This is a genomic window from Rhodococcoides kyotonense (assembly GCF_900188125.1).
GTDB lineage: Bacteria > Actinomycetota > Actinomycetes > Mycobacteriales > Mycobacteriaceae > Rhodococcoides > Rhodococcoides kyotonense.
Window position 1 is genome coordinate 27,186 of record NZ_FZOW01000002.1, and the last position, 17,907, is coordinate 45,092.

At 63.2% G+C, this 17,907-nt stretch carries 16 protein-coding genes; 1 reads left to right on the top strand and 15 read right to left on the bottom strand.

Annotated elements, in window-relative coordinates; genetic code table 11:
- Positions 1–29: 29 nt before the first annotated feature.
- From CHB96_RS02975 to CHB96_RS03020, 10 genes are all read right to left on the bottom strand, one after another.
- A complete protein-coding gene (locus CHB96_RS02975) occupies positions 30–1,172 on the bottom strand; it encodes a thiolase family protein (RefSeq protein WP_089243122.1) in 1,143 nt (380 codons plus the stop codon).
- Positions 1,169–1,576: a Zn-ribbon domain-containing OB-fold protein gene (locus CHB96_RS02980; RefSeq protein WP_089243123.1), complete on the bottom strand. Its 408-nt coding sequence runs from the start codon at positions 1,574–1,576 to the stop codon at positions 1,169–1,171. The genes CHB96_RS02975 and CHB96_RS02980 overlap by 4 nt, the downstream gene beginning before the upstream one ends.
- Positions 1,576–3,075: a hydroxymethylglutaryl-CoA lyase-like TIM-barrel protein gene (locus tag CHB96_RS02985; protein ID WP_089243124.1), complete on the bottom strand. Its 1,500-nt coding sequence runs from the start codon at positions 3,073–3,075 to the stop codon at positions 1,576–1,578. The genes CHB96_RS02980 and CHB96_RS02985 overlap by 1 nt, the downstream gene beginning before the upstream one ends.
- Positions 3,072–4,454: an acetyl-CoA carboxylase biotin carboxylase subunit gene (locus CHB96_RS02990; protein WP_089243125.1), complete on the bottom strand. Its 1,383-nt coding sequence runs from the start codon at positions 4,452–4,454 to the stop codon at positions 3,072–3,074. Before CHB96_RS02990 ends, CHB96_RS02985 begins: the two co-directional genes overlap by 4 nt.
- Positions 4,447–4,962 carry an acetyl-CoA carboxylase biotin carboxyl carrier protein gene (locus CHB96_RS02995; protein ID WP_089243126.1) on the bottom strand — a complete coding sequence of 172 codons (516 nt, stop codon included), beginning with the start codon at positions 4,960–4,962 and terminating at the stop codon, positions 4,447–4,449. Before CHB96_RS02995 ends, CHB96_RS02990 begins: the two co-directional genes overlap by 8 nt.
- Positions 4,959–6,710 (bottom strand): pyruvate, phosphate dikinase, encoded by a 1,752-nt coding sequence (locus CHB96_RS03000; RefSeq protein WP_089243127.1) that lies wholly within the window; start codon positions 6,708–6,710, stop codon positions 4,959–4,961. Before CHB96_RS03000 ends, CHB96_RS02995 begins: the two co-directional genes overlap by 4 nt.
- Entirely contained in the window at positions 6,707–7,315 is a 609-nt protein-coding gene (locus CHB96_RS03005; protein ID WP_089243128.1) for a hypothetical protein, read from the bottom strand. The genes CHB96_RS03000 and CHB96_RS03005 overlap by 4 nt, the downstream gene beginning before the upstream one ends.
- Positions 7,308–8,789 (bottom strand): AMP-binding protein, encoded by a 1,482-nt coding sequence (locus CHB96_RS03010; protein WP_089243129.1) that lies wholly within the window; start codon positions 8,787–8,789, stop codon positions 7,308–7,310. The genes CHB96_RS03005 and CHB96_RS03010 overlap by 8 nt, the downstream gene beginning before the upstream one ends.
- A gap of 80 nt (positions 8,790–8,869) precedes the next feature.
- Positions 8,870–10,423, bottom strand: a complete 1,554-nt coding sequence (locus CHB96_RS03015) for a hypothetical protein (RefSeq protein ID WP_089243130.1) — start codon at positions 10,421–10,423, stop codon at positions 8,870–8,872.
- A gap of 2 nt (positions 10,424–10,425) precedes the next feature.
- Positions 10,426–11,139 carry a PEP-utilizing enzyme gene (locus CHB96_RS03020; protein WP_089243131.1) on the bottom strand — a complete coding sequence of 238 codons (714 nt, stop codon included), beginning with the start codon at positions 11,137–11,139 and terminating at the stop codon, positions 10,426–10,428.
- 96 nt (positions 11,140–11,235) lie between these two features.
- Here CHB96_RS03020 and CHB96_RS03025 point away from each other — a divergent pair, with 96 nt between their 5' ends.
- Positions 11,236–12,045 (top strand): response regulator transcription factor, encoded by an 810-nt coding sequence (locus CHB96_RS03025; RefSeq protein ID WP_245865185.1) that lies wholly within the window; start codon positions 11,236–11,238, stop codon positions 12,043–12,045.
- 71 nt (positions 12,046–12,116) lie between these two features.
- Here CHB96_RS03025 and CHB96_RS03030 read toward each other — a convergent pair whose 3' ends face one another.
- The 5 genes from CHB96_RS03030 to CHB96_RS03050 form a co-directional block, all read right to left on the bottom strand.
- Complete coding sequence (locus tag CHB96_RS03030) at positions 12,117–13,262, bottom strand: Rv3169 family protein (protein ID WP_245865187.1); 1,146 nt, start codon at positions 13,260–13,262, stop codon at positions 12,117–12,119.
- 13 nt (positions 13,263–13,275) lie between these two features.
- Positions 13,276–14,916: a PEP-utilizing enzyme gene (locus CHB96_RS03035; protein WP_089243134.1), complete on the bottom strand. Its 1,641-nt coding sequence runs from the start codon at positions 14,914–14,916 to the stop codon at positions 13,276–13,278.
- A 16-nt stretch (positions 14,917–14,932) separates the two neighbouring features.
- On the bottom strand, positions 14,933–16,135 hold the full coding sequence (locus CHB96_RS03040) for a hypothetical protein (RefSeq protein ID WP_089243135.1): 1,203 nt from the start codon (positions 16,133–16,135) through the stop codon (positions 14,933–14,935).
- Positions 16,132–16,506 carry a PEP-utilizing enzyme gene (locus CHB96_RS03045; protein ID WP_089243136.1) on the bottom strand — a complete coding sequence of 125 codons (375 nt, stop codon included), beginning with the start codon at positions 16,504–16,506 and terminating at the stop codon, positions 16,132–16,134. Before CHB96_RS03045 ends, CHB96_RS03040 begins: the two co-directional genes overlap by 4 nt.
- 154 nt (positions 16,507–16,660) lie before the next feature.
- Positions 16,661–17,881 (bottom strand): acyl-CoA dehydrogenase family protein, encoded by a 1,221-nt coding sequence (locus tag CHB96_RS03050; protein WP_089243809.1) that lies wholly within the window; start codon positions 17,879–17,881, stop codon positions 16,661–16,663.
- Positions 17,882–17,907 lie beyond the last annotated feature (26 nt).

Consider the following 17,907-nt stretch of genomic DNA (forward strand, 5'->3'; position numbering starts at 1 on the left):
CCGCTATGTATTTTCGTGCACATGGCGCGCTAGCGCCCTAACACGCTGACCACGCAAGCATTTCCGTCCATACCTGCCGCGCCGCCGCCCATGGTCTCGACGACCCCGATGTCGTGCTTACGGACCTGACGAGGACCCGCTTCGCCACGAAGCTGCCATACGATTTCGGCCAATTGTGCTGTACCCGTGGCGCCCAAAGGATGACCGCGCGAGAGCAGCCCGCCACTCGGATTGACGGGTTGCGGTCCGGTGCGTGCGGTGTATCCCGTCGGCGCCATCTCCGCACCCATGCCCAGTTCGGCGACGCCGAGCGCTTCGAGCGTCGTGATCTCGCCGATCGTGAAGGCGTCGTGGACTTCCATGACGTCGATATCTCTCGCCGAAATGCCTGCCACGGCAAAAGCTTTGCGCGACGCCCGGGCGACACAATCGAAGCCCCATACATGCGGTGAGCCGTAATCCCACAGTGCACCGGACACCATAGCCGAGGACAGGACGGTGACGTCCCTCTTGCCGACGCGTGGTCCCCCGACCACCGCAGCCCCGGCTCCGTCGGTCGTCGGGCAGCATTGAAGGAACGTCAGTGGTTCGGCGATCGCACGGGAGTTCAACACCTCCTCGATCGTCGGCGCTCCCCTCCGGAGATGCGCTCGCGGATTGTCCAGACCGTTGGTCTTGTTCTTCACGGCCACAGCCGCCAACTGTTCCGGAGTCACGCCGAACTCGCCGATGTAGCGCTGAGCCTGCAGCGCGTACAGGCCCGGAAGTGGAAGCGATGCAGCACCTTCCGGATCCGTCGCTTCGGGAACAATGGCTCCGGTGAACAACGTGGACATCTGATCGACTCCGAGTACCAGGACACACTCGAACCGTCCGAATCGGACTGCTTCGACGGCCTCGTGGTAGGCCGCTGTGCCGCTGGCGCAGGCATTTTCGATGGTCCACATCGGGATTCCCGGAAGCCCGAGCCCGCGCTGGATACGCGTTGCCACTCCCGGCGGGCCGAATACCGTCCCGACGATGATGGCATCGATGTCCAGTGGGTCGATCTCGGCGTCGCCTATCGCTTCGGTGACGGCCTCCCACGCCAGGGATTCGACGCGACAGTCCTGGAATGCGCCGTACGACGACGTTCCGACGCCGAGGACTGCGACGTCTCGATCGGCGCTCACGAGTCCACCTCCGCGACGAGATCTCCGAATTCGAGGCCGGTCACCGTCACACGCGTGTCGATCGGTAAGGACGTCGGCTCTGCGAGATGCGCAAGGACTCGGGGTCCGTCGTCGAGATCGATGTAGCCGAGAGCGAACGGCGGCGTTCTGTTTCCGACGGGAATCGCGACGAGGGTCGAGGCCCACAATCTGCCCGACGGGGAAAAGGTGTCCGGGGCCAGAGATCCCCGACATACCGGGCACCATGGCAGATCCCGCTGCGCCGACGGGTTTCGGCACACCGTGCAGCGCAATCCGTGCACCCGGCCGTCACGAAAGACTGGCCTGCTGTCGGCGACGGCGAGACCACCTTTGACAGCTCCGGGGCGCCGTTTGGTGATACGCCCGTCGACGGGGATGGTCATCAGTGATCCCCCTGCAGTGTGAGACTGAAATCAGGTGAGCTGAGGTGCAGATACGCGCCGGTTGCGGCGTTCACCAGCTCGCGTACGTGCTTCATTTCCCTGCTCGACGCCGAGAAGTCGCGGTTGCGCTTCGGGGTGTTGCGCATGATGTCGATCTCGTTGCCGGGAACCAGGAGACGCAGGATGAGTTCGTCGTCGTCGACGTTGCCGAAGCGTTTCCGTAACTCGTCGAGCGACGGTTGTGCCGGAACCCAGTCGCTGTAACTCTTGGCCTTCGGTGAGTCCTGGATGACGTCGACGATGTTCTGATCCATCGGTGCGACGGCGTCGCCATAATGACCGTTGACGTACATCAGTACTTCGTCGGGAATGACCGAATATCGTTTACCCGTAACCACATTCAGCACTGCCTGCGTCCCGACGAGTTGCGAGAACGGAGTCGCCATCACCGGATAGCCGAGTTCGGTTCGCACGACGGACATCTCGTCCAGAACCTCCTCGAAGCGGTCGGCCATGCCACGTTCGGCGAGCTGCGCCTTGAACGTGCCGGTCATACCTCCGGGCAGCTGGTGCCGGTACAGGAACAGGTTGAACTCGGCCGGCGTGCCGACGGGCAGGCCCTCGTATTCGGCGACGCGTTGCAGGTGCTGTTCGACCGGGGAGAACTGCGATTCGTCGAGCTGGACGTCGAAGCCGGCATACTTCAGGTTCGAGTACGTCACCTCGGTCGACGGCAGCGAAACGCCCGCGGCGAGTGTCCGACTCGCGGTGTGCACGCGGTCCGCGCCTGCGAGTGCGGCTTCCAGATAGTTGATCGGCGCCATCGCGTTGTTGCTGTGGAAGTGCACCTCGACGGGAAGTTCGCCCGCTGCGGTCTTGATGGCGTTCACCAGGCTTCTGGTGCGGTCGGGGGTGAGCAGGCCCGCCGCGTCCTCCAGTTCGATACCGTCGGCGCCGAGACCGACGAGTTCCCGTGTACGCGATGCGTAGTAGTCATCGGTGTGATATGGGCTGTCGGCGTACAGAATGCATGGAATCGCCTGTGCGCCTTCGGCTTGAACGGTCTTGACGAGCCGGCCGATCTTGTCCAGGTTGAACAGGCCGTCGTAGATCCAGAAGCTGCCGATGCCGTGCGCCACCAATCGCTGAACCCAGAGATCCATCACACTGTCCGCGGTCAAGCCGAACGTGACGATGCCGTTGCTTCGAGTTCCGGCACGAACAGTGGTGCGCGGCATGGCCTTCGACAGTGAGATCAGCTGATCCCACGGATCCTCCTTACAGTGCCGCACGAGGACCTCGAAGATCGAACTTCCTACCAGATCGATCGTGTGGAAACCGGTGCGGTCGAGATGATCTGCGATGGGTAGGCCCATATCCCGACGCATTCGCATGCCCCACCAGCTCTGCGGGCCGTCGCGCAGAGTCTGGTCGACGATCTGAATTTTGCGGCGTGAACCGTCGGGGAGCGTCGGTGCGCAGTCGATGAAACTGGTCATGATGTCTCCAGGAATTCGGGTAGTCCGGTGTCTGCGATCCAGTTGGTGCTGACGCCGGCGGATCGAAAGTCGTTGTGGTCGAGAGCGAATCGCGCGAACTCGGCCGTCGTAGGAACACCCGTAACTTTCAGTGCGTCCAATACCGACAGCATCTTCGCGATGGCGTCGTCGCGGTCCGTACCGTAGGCGACGACCTTGGCGAGCAGTGAGTCGTAGTACGGGCCGACGACGTAGCCTTCCTCGGCTTGACTGTCGACGCGGATTCCGTCCATGTCGGGAATGTGCCACTTCGTCAATGTGCCTGTGCGCGGGAGAAACCCGTCCTTCGGAGACTCGCTCGTGATGCGAACCTCTATCGCGTGGCCCGTGGTGGTGACGTCGTCCTGGCCGAACTCGAGCCGGTCTCCTTGCGCCGACCTCAGCTGCTGGCGGACGAGATCGGTTCCCGTCACGCACTCGGTCACCGGATGTTCGACCTGGATCCGGGCGTTGAACTCGAGAAATGCGTAGTCGCCGGTATCGGCGTCGTAGATGAATTCGACGGTGCCCGCGCTGTCCAGTCCGATGGCCTGGGCGAACGCGAGGCCTGATGAGCGGATGCGGGAACGGGTGTCGGCGGACAGGCCGGGTGCCGGACTCTCCTCGATCACCTTCTGGTGTCGTCGTTGCAGCGTGCAGTCTCGTTCGCCCAACTGGACTACGGCGCCATGTCGATCACCGAGAACCTGCACCTCGATGTGCCGGGCCCGTCGGATGTACTTCTCGACGAACAGCGATCCGTCACCGAACGCCGACTGGGCTTCCGAGCCTGCCGCCGAGAATCGAGCGCGCAGTTCGGCGTCGTTCTCGACGACGGACATCCCCCGCCCGCCTCCACCTGCCGACGCCTTGATGAGGACGGGGTAGCCGATGTCCGCAGCGGCGTGGGATGCAGCGTCGACGTCGGTGACGATGGGCGACCCGGTCAGTACCGGAATACCTGCGCTGCGGGCTATCTCGCGTGCCCGGGCCTTGTCTCCCGCCTCGGCGACGACGTGGGGACTCGGCCCGACGAACGTCAGACCGTTGTCCACGCACAGCTGCGCGAACTCCGGGTTCTCGGACAGAAATCCGTATCCCGGGTGCAGTGCGTCGCACCCGCTTCCGAGGGCAGCGGCTATCAGCGACGGCATGTTCAAGTAGCTGGCCCTCGCGGCGGGCGGTCCGATGCAGACGGTGCGGTCGGCGAGCCGTGCGGGCACGGAATCGCGGTCTGCCGTCGACACCGCGAGGACCGTTTCGATGCCGAGGTCGCGGCACGAGCGGATGACGCGTACCGCGATCTCGCCTCTGTTGGCGACGAAGACCCGCTTGATCGGCCGGTACTCGACGTCACTCATCGTCTGGATCTATCAGGAAGAGAACCTGGTCGTACTCGACCATGTCCCCGTTCTGCGCCTCGATCGCGACAACAGTTCCAGCCACCGGCGACGACACGTTGCTCATCAGCTTCATGACTTCGACGATGCCGAGCTGCTGGCCCTCGTCGATGTGCTGTCCAACCGTGACGAACGGCGCCTCGCCCGGGCTCGGTGCGGTCCAGAACGACCCGACGACGGGCGAATTCACTGCAACTTCGTTGCCTGTGCGTGCATGGCTGGTCTCCGCTGTAACTGTCCGCTCACGGGCGGGTTCGCCACCTGTGCGTGCGGAGTCCGTCTCTGGACCAACTTTCCGCTCACGGGTGGCGTCAGCCGCACCGGACGGCACTCCGTCCCGGCCGAGCACCAGCCGGGTGCCGCGGATGTCGAGTTCGAGACTCGCCCAGCCGGAGTCGGTGAACTCCCGCACGAGCTCGGTGAGTTCGCGGATCGTGACCTCGGTGGGAACTGCCGTGTTCTCGGTCATCGTGATTCCTCCTGAAGGGCGATCGCAGCGAGCAGTACGGGAAGTGCTCGTGGCGCGACCACGGTGGTGATGCCTGCGTCGAGCGCAGCGCGCAGTGCGTCGGGGCGGCTGAAGATCGCGCCGGCGACGGACGCCGTGCCGGGCGGCACGGTAGGCATCGCGTCGGGGTCGAAGTCCCCGGTCGCAGATGGGTCGAACAGCGGCTGGGGTGCGTCCGCGTCGTCGGCGACGACGGTGATCGGTGCGAACTCGGTGGCCCATGCGAGGAGGCGTTGCAGGTCGCAGTCGTTCGCCTCGTCCACAGCCACCGTCGGGAGTTCGTCGGCGTAGATGTGCCCGGAGACTGCGTCGACCGTGACGGTCTTGCCGACGAGGTCGGCCACGGCGTCGGCGCATCCGACCACGCAGGGGGTGTCGAGGGCGCGACTGACGACCGCCGCGTGGGACGTCGCGCCACCCGTCTCGGTGACGACGGCGACCGCCGCGATCATGCCGTGCACGTCCTCGGGACTCGTGTTCTGACGCACGAGCACGGCGTTCGGAATCTGCTCGGCTTCTTCGGGCGTCGCAACCGCCAGACCACTCGCGACGCCGGGGCACGCGGAAGTTCCGGACGCGATCAGCGTGGCCGACGCCGCCGCGTCGGGATCCACGACGGGACGCAGAACCGTCGCTACCTGCGCGGGTGCGACGCGTCGGAGCGCCTCGCGTGGTGTCAGCACGCCCTCGTCGACGAGTTCGACGGCGATACGCACTGCCGCGCGCGCCGTGCGCTTCGCCGGCCGCGATTGCAGCATGTACAGCGTGCCGTGCTGAACGGTGAACTCGATGTCCTGAGCGTCGCGACCGTCGGCATCGAGTTGTCGAGCGGCACTGAGTAGTTCGTCATGTACGGACGGTGAGCGTCGAGCCAGTCCGTCGAGAGGTTCAGGAGTGACACGGCCGCTGACGACGTCCTCGCCCTGACCGCGCGGCAAGTATTCGCCGTAGACCTCACTCGCACCCGACAACGGGTTGCGGCTGAACAGGACTCCGGTGCCCGAGTCGTCGTCGACATTGCCGAACACCATCGCCTGAATGGTCACTGCGGTACCCAGGTCCTGCGGGATGCCGTGGTGCTTGCGGTAGGCGATGGCGCGGCGGGTGCGCGACGACTCGAAGACCGACGCGACGGCACATTCGAGCTGCTGCCAAGGGGCCTGGGGAACGTCGGCGCCGGTCTCGGAGCGGATGGCGTTCCGTACGGCTGCCGCGGACTCGTGGGTTTCGAGATCGTCGACGCATCCCAGAACGAGTTGCCCGTAGAACGCGTGGAAACGGCGATTGACCTCGGCGGCGAACTCGGGTGATCCGGTCTCCGCGGCGAGGGCCCCCTCGACGTCGTCGGTGAAACCGAGGTTGAGGATCGTGTCCATCATGCCGGGCATGCTGACTGCGGCACCCGAGCGGACCGAGACCAGAAGCGGGTTCTCGCTGCCCCCGAAGGTCCGGCCGAGCTTATGCTCCAGTCCTGCTATGCCGGAACGCAATTCCTCGATCAAGCCGTCAGGCAGCGTTTTTCCGCCGTCGAAATACGCGCGGCACGCGTCGGTCGTGACGACGAACGCAGGCGGAACCGTCAGACCGAGCGATGCCATCCGCCACAGACTCCACGCCTTGCCGCCGACGAGTGCTCGATCCGGTTCGGCCGACTGCCCGTCGGGTACGACGATCCAGCGAGTTGCCGTCGTCGTCTCCGCGGTGCTCATTCGTCCCGCTCGCGGCCGGTGATACGCAGGATGTGCTCGTGCATCTGAAACCAGACAGTGTGGAACGAGTCGATGCGGACGGAACTGACGTAGTCGAGCTCGCCGTCCTCTGCACGGGTGAGAGCGTCGGCGATGCGGCTCAGGAATCGGTCCACCGACGGTTGAGCCGCCGTCAACGGCGCGAGAACTGCTGCGGTGCGGTCGAGAACAGCGCCGAGCTTGTCGATGATCTTGGCGTCGTAGTCGGTGTCGGAGTGGTCGTTCTGCTGGCGCTCGCCTGCGATCTCGACGGTCTGCCATGCGGTAGTCAGCGACAGGACCTGCTTGTTGACGCCGGATTCGAAAGAGTCCATCGCAGAATGAATTTCGGCACTGTCACGCTCGTGTGCGAACCAGGCCGGGTAGGCGTCGTCGAGAGCCGCGCGTCCGGTGGGTGTGATCATGTACTTGTCACGTGCAGCCATGACGGCCTTCTCTGTAACCGCGGTCTCTAGCGCGTTCTTCACGTCGTCGGGATCGAGTCCGAAGATCGCGACGAGACCGTCGACGTCGGACAGTTGTTTCAGCGTGAGCGAATGCAGTGTCAACAGATACGAATCAGACATTGGTGGGTTCCTTCTCGATGCTCATGCGGTCGCGGACTTCGCGACGGAGGGACTTGCCGACGGGGCTGGTGGGCAACGTCTCCCAGAATTCGATGTGCCTCGGCCGTTTGAATCCGGCCAGGTGGGTGGCACAGTGTTCGCTCAATTCCTCGGCGGTGACGGCGGCGCGTACCACGACCGCGGCCGAAACTCGTTCTCCCCAATGGTCATCGGCGATTCCGACGACCGCTGCTTCGAGTACCGCGGGATGCGCGAGCAATACGTCCTCGACCTCGCGGGGATAGACGTTGAATCCTCCGCTGATGATGACGTCGTGCCTGCGGTCCATCAGATACAGGAATCCGTCGGAGTTCATCCGGCCGAGATCGCCTGTGTGCAACCAGCCGTCGGAATCTTTCGTCTCGGCAGTGGCTTCCGGCCGACGCCAGTACTCGCGCATCGTGTGCGGCCCACGCGTCACGACCTCGCCGACGCTGTCAGGTGGGAGCGACCGGTTTTCGGTGTCTCTGATATCCACTTCTACGAACGTGTACGGCTTGCCGGCCGATGCGAGCCGCTCGGGGGTGTGCTCCCACGGTTGCAGGCACGTGATGGCCAGTGGAGCTTCGGCCTGACCGTACAGCTGCGCGAAAATTGGCCCGAGAGTGTCGATTCCGCGCTGCAGAAGCGTCGTCGCCATCGGCGCACCGCCCCAGCAGAGCCGCTCGAGGTGTAGCTCGGCAGTCGCGATGTCGGGATGTTCGAGCAGCATCGAGATCATCGTCGGCACCATGAACGTGTTGGTGGCCTTGTACTTCTCGGCCGCGGCGAGAAAGTCTGCAGGCGTGAACTTCTCCAGTACGACGCTGGGCGCTCCCTTGACGAGGTGCGGCAGGAAGAACGCGCCGCTGCCGTGTGTGATCGGCGCCGCGTGCAGCATCACCGATTCAGGGCTCAGGTTCGGGACCAGGTCGACGAGGAAATTCGCGACCTCGGCGAGCTCGCTGGCGGTAGTCAAAACGACAGCCTTCGGCTTGCCCGTCGTGCCTCCGGTGTAGGCGAGTCGGAGTGGCTCGTCGGGGCCACGTCGCACATCGCACGGCATTTCGGATGCCTCGGTGATCAACCTTGGCAGATCCTCGGCCCTGATCATGACTTCGACATCCGTCGCCGGTTCACCGCTGAAAACATAACCGCGGGACTGTGAGTCGTCGATCTTGTAACTGTGTTCGGCCGCGGTCTCGCGCACGTTCAGTGGCACTCGAACCAGGCCGGACTTTGCCAACGCGTAGTAGACGACGACGCCGTCGATCTCGTTGGGCATCGCGATGGCGACGCGGTCCCCGGGAACGAGCCCCAGCGCGAGCAGTGCGTTTCCGAGACGATCGGTGGCACTGTCGAATTCGGCGAAACTCACCGTTCGAGAATCGGTGATGATCGCTGGTGCGTCGCCGAACTGGCGTCCGGCTCGTCGGATCAGATCTCCGATCTGCATGTTTTCTCCTCAGATAGTGCGGCTGCGCCGCATGTGTACGGGAATACATAGAGGGCTATGTATTTCCGTACACATGGGAGTCAGGACAGGTCAGCTCGACGCAGGCCGGCGCCGCGACCGGCGATGGTGCGTGACGTCTCCTGGCCGATGGAATACAGCTCGTCGGCCTCGGGTGTGTGCCAGTTCCGCTTCACCCATTCTTCGTCCAGGTAGCGGAACGGCTCCTGCACGGTGCGGGGTGTGAAACCTGCTGCGCGAGCGTTGTAGTCGTCGATCTCCAGTCGGCCCGCACTGGTGACCCACAGTCCGGTTTTGGGCTCGATGGTCGATGATCCCGAGAACGTCGACCGATCTCCGACGGTCAAGGCGAATCGCTCGGGGTTGCGCAACGCGTCGTACGGGATGCCCGTCATCATGTGCTGATTCAGTCCGGAATACCGCGCCATCTGATATTCGTTCGCCTTCTGGTGCGGCAGGCTGAGCAGTCCGACCATCTCGCCGAGGCCGTCACGGGCGTACTCGTCGTTCATCAGTGGCTTGAACCGCTGTGCGCGGTCGTCCAGTTCGAACCAATCGTCCTGACGGTAGGTCCCGGCGAGATGCGCGAAATCCTTTCCGACGGAGGAGTAAACGAGCGCACCGGCATCGATCATCTGTTCTCTCGACCAGGTTGCGATGCGCTTCCACAGATCTGCAGTCGCCTCGTTGAGGATTGTCCGGTAGCTCTCCATCGTCTCGGCAAGGGCCTCGGAACTCTCCATGCCGACAGGCCGATAGCCGTCGGTCAGCGCGTCCGCCGTGTACAGACCCACCGCGACGATGTTCGACGCGGCGTACGTCGGTTCTGCCTCGAACGACGCCCAGTCGTCCATCAAGTTGAAGTTGGTGTCCTTGAACACCAGTGAGATGCTGAGGTTGTTCAGCGGAAGGGCGGTGGCGATGCCGTCGAGCCACGGGTAATCACCCTCGGTGAGGTCGAAGAAGTCGCGCATGATCATCTGACGGCCGTCGCCGAAGTTGTACGGACCGCTGTTGTGAATCCCGATTCGACATTCGCAATGGGCGAGGAACGCGTATTGCGACAGCTGGGCGAGGAGCTTGACGGTTGCGTCGTGCAGTCGATCACCTGCGGTGACTCCGTGCAGATCGGCTTCGATAACTTGGAGCGTCCGCTCGGGCAAGAACTGGCTGCGATCGCCGAATTCCTTGTTGGTGATGTGGCCGTCGTTGCGGTGATAGGACAGCGCGAAACGACGGGAAAAATCGACGACGTCGACGACGTCCTGGGTCGCGTCCTCGGGCCGCAGCAGACCCCAGTTCATCAACATCTCCCGGCCGAGCAGGTAGAACGCAGGCATTCCCCACGCGGCGTTGACGGTGTCGACCTTCAGGCTGACCTCGCGTGCGCGGTCGCCGAGTTCCTCGGCAGGGGTTGCCGCGTCGATCTCGCGTAGCAGTGTCGGGAGGCGGTAGAAGCTGTTCAGATACGACAGCAGCATGTATGGATTCATCGGAAACAACTTCGACTCCTGCACTGTGCGCGTGATGCACAGCCAGTAGGTCGTATCGCTGAGATTCCTGATGTAGCTGTTGGTTTCGAGCAGATCGCGGTAGTCGTAGCGGGCAGTGGCCATGTTCAGTGATCTCCTTCGAGCTTCCAGATGCGTGCATGGCCGGTGTCGCCCGTTTCGTAGGCATCGGGTCCCGGTGGCGCAGCGGTGATTTCGATCTCGACGACGTCGCCGTCGGTCAGTGGTCCGATCTTGCAGTTCATGAGCGTCGGGACGTCGTACTCCCGTGCCAGAATGCCGAGGTGCGAGCGCACCGTGCCGCCGAGGCAGATGATCCCGGCGAAACCTTCCAGGATCGGTGCGGTGAGCGTGCCGCCGGAGTCGTCGATGACGGCGATGGTTCCCGCAGGCACACCGTCGACCAGGAAGTTCATGACCTGCTCGACGTCGGACACCAGAGCCACCGGGCCGCTGATCGGCGCCGCCTTGCGGATCACGTTGTCACCGGAACCGACGAGCCTGCGGCCGTCGACGAGCTCGCCTGTGTCCTGCTCTGAGGGCTGGACCTTCGCGCTTGCCTTGTACTTCTCGGGCTCGGAGGTCAAGGATGCCGTCGCGGAGAATTCGAATCGGTAACCGGAGTCGAGAGCGTCCTTCTCGACCGCGACGGCGTCGTCGATGGTGAACAGGCTGCCGTCGAGAACGAGCTCGGCCCACGGAAGGTTCGATTCCTGGATCCGTGATGCGACGAGAGCTCGAATGGCGGAGTTGTAGCGGCCGGGTAGCGGAGTCAGTTCCTGAGCGCCCCACTTCGGGGTGGTGATCGTCGGGTCTGTCATGAGGACCTCTTCGCACGTGAGTTGGGGCCGGTCGGTGGGTTTCCCTCCTCGACCGGGTGATTGTTCACTGGTGAAAATCTATGTAGCGTGTGCCATGTGTCACAGTCCACGATGGTGGACAGTCCTGATCCGATCCGGCGGTCCGCCGCCTCTTCCGATCGCCGCGCTGTCCTGAAGAACGCCGACTACCGTCGAGCTTTTGCTGTGCTCGAACGGTGCGATTCGGCCAACTGCCTGTCGGACTTCAAGGAACAAGTGGTCGACGCGTTGTCGGTCGTCTTCGGGTTCCGCGACGTCTCGTTCTTCGCCGGCCCGACCTTTCAGACGACGTTCGTCGATCGCACACCCGTCGTGACAGGTCGTACGGAGTCGATGCTGACCGAGTACCACGATCGGTGGGCCCACCACGACGTGTTCGGGACCCCGACCGCGCTGCGCATGCTGCAGACGGGAGGTGTCGCTTCGCTCGATGAGGTGCACGCAATGGGGGCGGTCCCGTCGACCGCGTCCGCATACATCCACCACTTCCTGACCGGCACCTGGTCGGTGGAAGCCGCGGCGGCCATGCGCGTCGACCTGTACGGCATGCACACCGGGTTGATCGGAATCTTCACCGGCGACGAGAAGCAGTTGGGGCCCGTCGAGCTGGCCACACTACGGCTGGTTGCACGGCAATTGTCGGCTGTTGCGCGGAACATTCCGTTCGTGTCGTGTCGTGGTGACTTCCACGATCTGACCGAGCGTCAGCGCGACGTCGTCAAGCTCATCGCCGAGGGATTGAGCAACGCTCAGATTGCAGCAACGCTGTCGCTCGCCGAAGACAGCGTCAAGAAATACGTCAGCCGCATCCTGGCGACGACGGGATGCCAAACCCGAATGGAGCTGGCGCTTCTCGCGCGTTCCTAGGGCCGCTGCGCGGCCCGTGCGTGCATAGTTGGCGTAGAGACCAACTATGCACGCACGGGCGCGTCAGTGCATCAGAGGAACGAATCCTCCCGTGTCAGGCCGTATTTCGGGTGTTCGCCGATCACCATGGACTCGAAAATGCCGTAGCCCTCCGCGTCACCCTCACGGGTGCGAATGGGTAGATCGCGCAACTGATGAACCTCCCGCACGGCTTCGGGCGTCGAGACGTCCGCGATCCTCTCGCCATCGAGATGTGAAGGCCCCGCGTAGATTCCGTGCCGCTGATTCTTGTATCCGAAGTAGAGCCCGGCGCCCAGGTGGAATCCGGTGTCGCTCAGTGGCTCGATCTCGATCCGTCGCGTCTCACCCCACCCGGCGTCGAACTCGATGGACCCGCCGAGCAAGCGACGGTTCTTCGGATCGAACTTCAAGTCGTCGCGCACACCGACGAGCGGGCGTTGCGAACCGTCGGACTCGTTGACGAATCCCGAGAAATACGTGGTTGTTTCGCCCTCCATCTGAAGGTAGAAGTGAATTTCGTACTGGGAGCCGTCGGGACGCTTGAAGTACATCGGTGTCCACAGAAGCTTGAAGTCGCCGTCGAGCCGCTGGTCTTTCTTCACATCCGGTGCAGGCTCGCCGACATCCATACGCACACCCCACGAGTGGTCGCGGTACGCAAGCCATTTGTCCGGCGTGACGTCGATCTTCTGGCCGTCGATCTTCAGAGTGCCCTCCGCCGTGCACAACTGGTGATAACGCAGCACCTCGGAACACATACGAAGTCCGAGTTTGTCGCGCTGCGCGTCCTTCGCTTCGAGGAACGGCGGCAAGACAGCAGTCAACGTCACGTCGAACTCGATCGGCTGAATCTCGTTCTTCTGCAGTACGAACCGGACCTTCTTCAGAGGCTCGACGACCTCGTAGTCGAACGGCCCCGCGCCCACGCGCTCGAGGTCGTCGTCGAGGACGCGGCTCGCACGTACGGTGATCTGCTCGGTTCCGCGTGATATTCCAGCGAACATGTCCATCACGTTGCGGTTGTGGTATTTGCCGAGACCACAGTCGATCTGGACGGAACCGTCTATCGCGAACATCGGCGACCAGATCTTCTCGGTCCACGAGATATCCGACTCCGAGACCGTCGCGAACGTCTGGGCTGTCTGATGGTGCAGCAGTTCGTCGGCAGGGAGGAGCTTTTGCATGGATTGACGCATCGAAGAAATCTCCTTACAAGACTGGTGAAAAGGAACCTGGCATATCGTTCGCGACAACGGCGGAACCGAAAATGACTCCGGCCTTTTCGTCGTCGCCGAGAGGACCGGGATAGAGCGCGAGCGTGTCCGGGGATATGGACCAATCGATGTCGTCGACGACGCCCGCGAGTGCGGCGAAGGGCTTGAGTCCCCAGCTGTACATGGTGGTGGCCGCGAAGATTCGCTCCTCACGAGTCATGTCGGCGAATCGCTGATACAGCTCACCGTGAATCCGGCTGATGTCCGCAGACAGCGCTGGCCAGTCGTCCGGCGCGAGATTCACCCGTTCTCCCGACTCCGTATGCCCGACAACGCCTACGGTCGTCACCTCCGACAGCAGCTGGTCCGGTTCGGTGAACGTCGTTCCCCAATCGTTGATCTCGAACGAGTCGAACGATGCCGGATCGAAGGTCAACACCAGGGAGAGCGCCGAGTATGGGCTGTGCAACCCTTCGGCCCATGGGTACGCGAACGCGCTGGGTCGAAGACAGAGGAGGTCTCGGACGATCGCAACCTGCCCGTTGCCGACTGGATAAGGGCCCGAGTCGTAGATACCGACGCGAGAATCGGTGAAGTGCAGGAACAGATAGCCGGTGACGGTCGCGTTCAGGCGCTTGAATGCCTTCTTTTCCGCGGCCTGCAGGGGAGTGACGTGCCCGAGTAGCGATGCCACTTCGTCGTCGGGCAGATACCGGTTGGTGAATCCCGCGTCCTTGTTGTCGAGCGTTCCGTCACCGCGTTGAGCGAGCGTGAGCCTGCGCCAGAAGTCGACGACGGTTCGGATGTCGTCGGTTCGATCGGTGGGCGCGACCACGCCCATCTGGATCAGGTTCTGCCGTCCCGTGAGGTAGTGGTAGCCGGCCATCCACGTCCATAGAGGGCTTGCGACACCAGCCTGTCCGCGTAGCCGTCGTCCGATCTCCTGGGCGGACATGGTCGCGTCGATCGTGCGGATTCGCGTGGCGTAGGTGTGGAAGTCGTCGATCGTGGACATCGACATGTACGGCATCATCGGGAACAACTCCGACGTGAAGCCGGACCTCCGCGTCATTTCCGGCTTGAATGTTCTGCCCATGTGCTGCACCAGGTCGTCGAGATGCGCGTCGGTCAACGGTTCGGCGATCAACGCGTCGAGGACCTCCTCGGTCACCACGACGTCGAAATCCTTGACTGCGATGTCGTCGCCGACCCGCCGAATGTACTCCCACCACTGGTCGACGGCTGTCTCGACGTCGACCCTGTCGGGCTCGGCTTCGACGGTCACCGTCGCTCGATCTCCGTCGACGTAGTCGAGCCGCACCGTCGCCCCGTCACTCAGTCCAGGGTCGACGACGGCGCCGACGAGACATGGAACCTCGAACTCGCGGGAGACGATTGCGAGGTGGGATCGCAGTGTCCCGTCGCAGGCGATGATTCCCGCGAGCCGCCCGAGGATCGGGGACAGGAATGTCGTGCCACCCGAATGAACCAGTGCCACCATCGATTCCACGTCCTCGTCGAGCGAGGCAATGACATCCTGCGGGGAGACGAACCGTCGGATGACTCCTGTCGTCGATTCGAATCGGTACGACGGTACTCCTGACCCGGCTACAGCCGTGTCGGTTATCGAACTCATTGTGTTCCTGCTTTCGCTACGCGCCGACACCGATGGGGCGGAAACAGCTGTCGCGGTCCGGAGGGACGAAGATGCCCCCGATGAGGCCGAGTGCGACGGCCGGGTCGCTGAATTTGTCGTAGGAATCGACGATTCGCGGGGTGATAGCCCAGTCGATGTCGTCGTAGCACCCTGCAACACGGGCCCAGCTCTTGAGCTTCCAGCTGTACATCTGCGTCGCGTACAGGTTGCGCTGCTCGGGATCGGTGTCGGCGAATCGCGAGTAGAGGGCGCGATGTGCACCGCGAACCGACTTCTCGACCGCGTCGACCTCGTCACCATGAAGAGGCCGCAGGCCGTTCTCGTCGCTGACGAACACGCGCGCGTCGATGACTTCGTCGAGGTAATTGCTGGGGTCGAACCATGCTGTGCCCCAGACGTTGTTGTCCATCTTCACCGAATCGGGCAGGCGATACGCGAGAACGAACTGGTGGTGTGCCAATCCCTCGCGGATGCCGTCGAGCCACGGGAATTCGCCGTACTTGTCCGCACACAGTTCGCGCAGGAACAGGAAGGTACCGTCACCGAGGTGGTACGGCCCGGTGTCGCACACCGCGGTTCGGGCATCGCAGTTCTCGAGGAACATGTAGCCGGTCAAGCGGGCGCCGAGCTTGCGTAGCTTGAGACGCATGGCGTCGTCGACGGGATGTAGTTTGGTTCGAATGCTCTCGAGCGTGGACGAATTCACGACGCGAGAGCTGTCCGCCGGTTCGGCGTCCATGTTAAACAGGACGTCGTCCTCGCGCATCGCGATGGTGGCCTCGCGCCAGAACCGCAACACTGTCAGCTGGTCGTCGAGGCCCTGCTCGAGTGAATTCTCGCCGAGATCGACGAAGATCTCACGACCGGTCATGTAGTGCAACGGCATCGCGGCGAGGTTGATGAAGTTCTTCTTCGTACCGATCGAGAGTTCTTTGCGAACGAGTTCCGTTGCGGTGTGCTTCTCGGTGATCTTTCTGATGCGATCGGGGACGCGGAGGTAGTCCTCCATCATCGACATCAAGATGTAAGTGTTCATCCCGAACAGCTCGGACTCGAACACCGTCCGCGCGGACAGCTCGCTCTTGTACGCGGCGCCGCCCTTGTGCACGAGCCAATTCCACTCGTCGAGAGTGGGCTCGTAGTTCGGATCCGTGTACAGCCTCGCCAGATCGGTCGGGGCAAAAGCTGCCGCGGTCATGCGGTCACCGTCGAGGTCCGTGCGATGACGGCTGTGTCCGCGTCCGTCAGATCGAGCGTGATGGTTTCGCCGTCGGACACCGTTCCGGTCAGCGATGCGGCGAGAACACAGGGAACGGCGGACTCGCGGCTCAGAATCGCAAGGTGCGATTCGCGGCTACCCGCAGAGCAGACGATGGCCAGCAGGTCGGGGAGAATCGGCGACAGAAAGGTCATTCCGCCTTTGTCGACGAACGCGATGGTGTCTTCCAGGTCGTCCTCGTCGATCGACAGTACGTCCTGTGTCTCGCGAAACCAGCGCGCGGTCCCCGTGACCGTGCCCGCGGTGAACAAGTTGGTTCCGGTACCGACTTCGTCGTGTGTCTCGGTCATTGCCATTCCTTCGTGTGTCTCCGGGTCCGGCCGGCCTGGCCGGGCTCGAAGACAACGTTAGGAACATGTGATGGCGATCACGATCCACCTTGGGGGACAACTCCATGTGCACGAAAATACATAGCCCGCTATGTATTTTCGTGCACATGGCGCGCTAGCGCCTGAGCTCGGATTTCGCGATCGTGCGGATATGCACTTCGTCCGGGCCGTCGAAGATGCGCATGGCCCGGTGCCAGCCGTACATCGCGGCGAGAGGCACGTCGTCGCTGACGCCCGCGCCGCCGTGGACCTGGATGGCCCGGTCGATGACGTCGAGGGCAACCCGAGGCACGGACACCTTGGCGGCCGAAACGTACGGCGCCGCAGCCTTGTTGCCGTGTACGTCGGTGATCTTCGACGCGTACTGGCACAACAGTCTGGCCTGATCGATCGCGATGCGCGATTCGGCGATCTGCTGCTGCACGACGCCCTGCTCGGCGAGCGGCTTACCGAACGCAACGCGCGACTGCGCGCGGGCGACCATCAGTCCGAGAGCGCGTTCGGCTGCACCGAGAGCACGCATGCAGTGGTGAATCCGGCCGGGGCCGAGACGGGCCTGCGCCAGCGCGAATCCGTCTCCCTCCTCGCCGAGGATGTTGCTCACCGGAACCCGGACACCCGAGTAGATCACCTCGCAGTGGCCGTGCTGATCGTGACGACCGAACACCGGAACATCTCGTACGACGGTCACGCCCGGAGTGTCGATGGGCACGAGAATCATCGACTGCTGCCGATGCGTCGCAGCGTCGGGGTCGGTCTTGCCCATGACGATGAGCAGTTCGCAGCGCGGATCCGACGCCCCGCTGGTCCACCATTTGCGACCGTCGATGACGTACTCGTCACCGTCGCGTCGGATGCGGGTCTGGATGTTGGTGGCGTCGGAGCTGGCGACCTCGACCTCCGTCATCGAGAACGCGGAGCGAATCACACCGTCCTTCAACGGTTCCAGCCATCGGGCCTTCTGCTCGTCGGTGCCGAACATGTGCAGCAATTCCATGTTGCCGGTGTCCGGTGCTTGCCCGTTGGTCGCCTCGGGCGCGAGGTGCAAACTCCACCCGGTGATTTCGGCGAGGCCCGCGTAATCGAGTTGGCTGATACCGGAATACGCAGGCAAGAACAGATTCCACAGCCCCCGCGAGCGCGCTTCCTTCTTCAACTCTTCGACGACGGGAGGCAGCGAGCTGTCGCCGGGCGCAACAGACGCTCGGTAGCTCTCGTAGTCGTGCTCGGCCGGAAATACGTGGGAGTGCATGAAGTCGACGAGCGTCTCACGAAGCTCCAACGCCTTGGCCGACGGCCGTAGATCCAGCGACGCGGTGTCGATCGTGCTGGGCATGGCGGTGGTGTTGACGGAATGTGTCA

What these genes read in the sequence shown, in the direction of transcription:
- CHB96_RS03005 (WP_089243128.1), bottom strand. Translation starts at nt 7,315, where the DNA reads ATGTCTGATTCGTATCTGTTGACACTGCATTCGCTCACGCTGAAACAA.
- CHB96_RS03045 (WP_089243136.1), bottom strand. Translation starts at nt 16,506, where the DNA reads ATGACCGAGACACACGACGAAGTCGGTACCGGAACCAACTTGTTCACC.
- CHB96_RS03030 (WP_245865187.1), bottom strand. Translation starts at nt 13,262, where the DNA reads ATGCGTCAATCCATGCAAAAGCTCCTCCCTGCCGACGAACTGCTGCAC.
- CHB96_RS02990 (WP_089243125.1), bottom strand. Translation starts at nt 4,454, where the DNA reads ATGAGTGACGTCGAGTACCGGCCGATCAAGCGGGTCTTCGTCGCCAAC.
- CHB96_RS03000 (WP_089243127.1), bottom strand. Translation starts at nt 6,710, where the DNA reads ATGAGCACCGCGGAGACGACGACGGCAACTCGCTGGATCGTCGTACCC.
- CHB96_RS02985 (WP_089243124.1), bottom strand. Translation starts at nt 3,075, where the DNA reads ATGACCAGTTTCATCGACTGCGCACCGACGCTCCCCGACGGTTCACGC.
- CHB96_RS03035 (WP_089243134.1), bottom strand. Translation starts at nt 14,916, where the DNA reads ATGAGTTCGATAACCGACACGGCTGTAGCCGGGTCAGGAGTACCGTCG.
- CHB96_RS02980 (WP_089243123.1), bottom strand. Translation starts at nt 1,576, where the DNA reads ATGACCATCCCCGTCGACGGGCGTATCACCAAACGGCGCCCCGGAGCT.
- CHB96_RS03020 (WP_089243131.1), bottom strand. Translation starts at nt 11,139, where the DNA reads ATGACAGACCCGACGATCACCACCCCGAAGTGGGGCGCTCAGGAACTG.
- CHB96_RS03010 (WP_089243129.1), bottom strand. Translation starts at nt 8,789, where the DNA reads ATGCAGATCGGAGATCTGATCCGACGAGCCGGACGCCAGTTCGGCGAC.
- CHB96_RS02995 (WP_089243126.1), bottom strand. Translation starts at nt 4,962, where the DNA reads ATGACCGAGAACACGGCAGTTCCCACCGAGGTCACGATCCGCGAACTC.
- CHB96_RS03040 (WP_089243135.1), bottom strand. Translation starts at nt 16,135, where the DNA reads ATGACCGCGGCAGCTTTTGCCCCGACCGATCTGGCGAGGCTGTACACG.
- CHB96_RS03050 (WP_089243809.1), bottom strand. Translation starts at nt 17,881, where the DNA reads ATGCCCAGCACGATCGACACCGCGTCGCTGGATCTACGGCCGTCGGCC.
- CHB96_RS03015 (WP_089243130.1), bottom strand. Translation starts at nt 10,423, where the DNA reads ATGGCCACTGCCCGCTACGACTACCGCGATCTGCTCGAAACCAACAGC.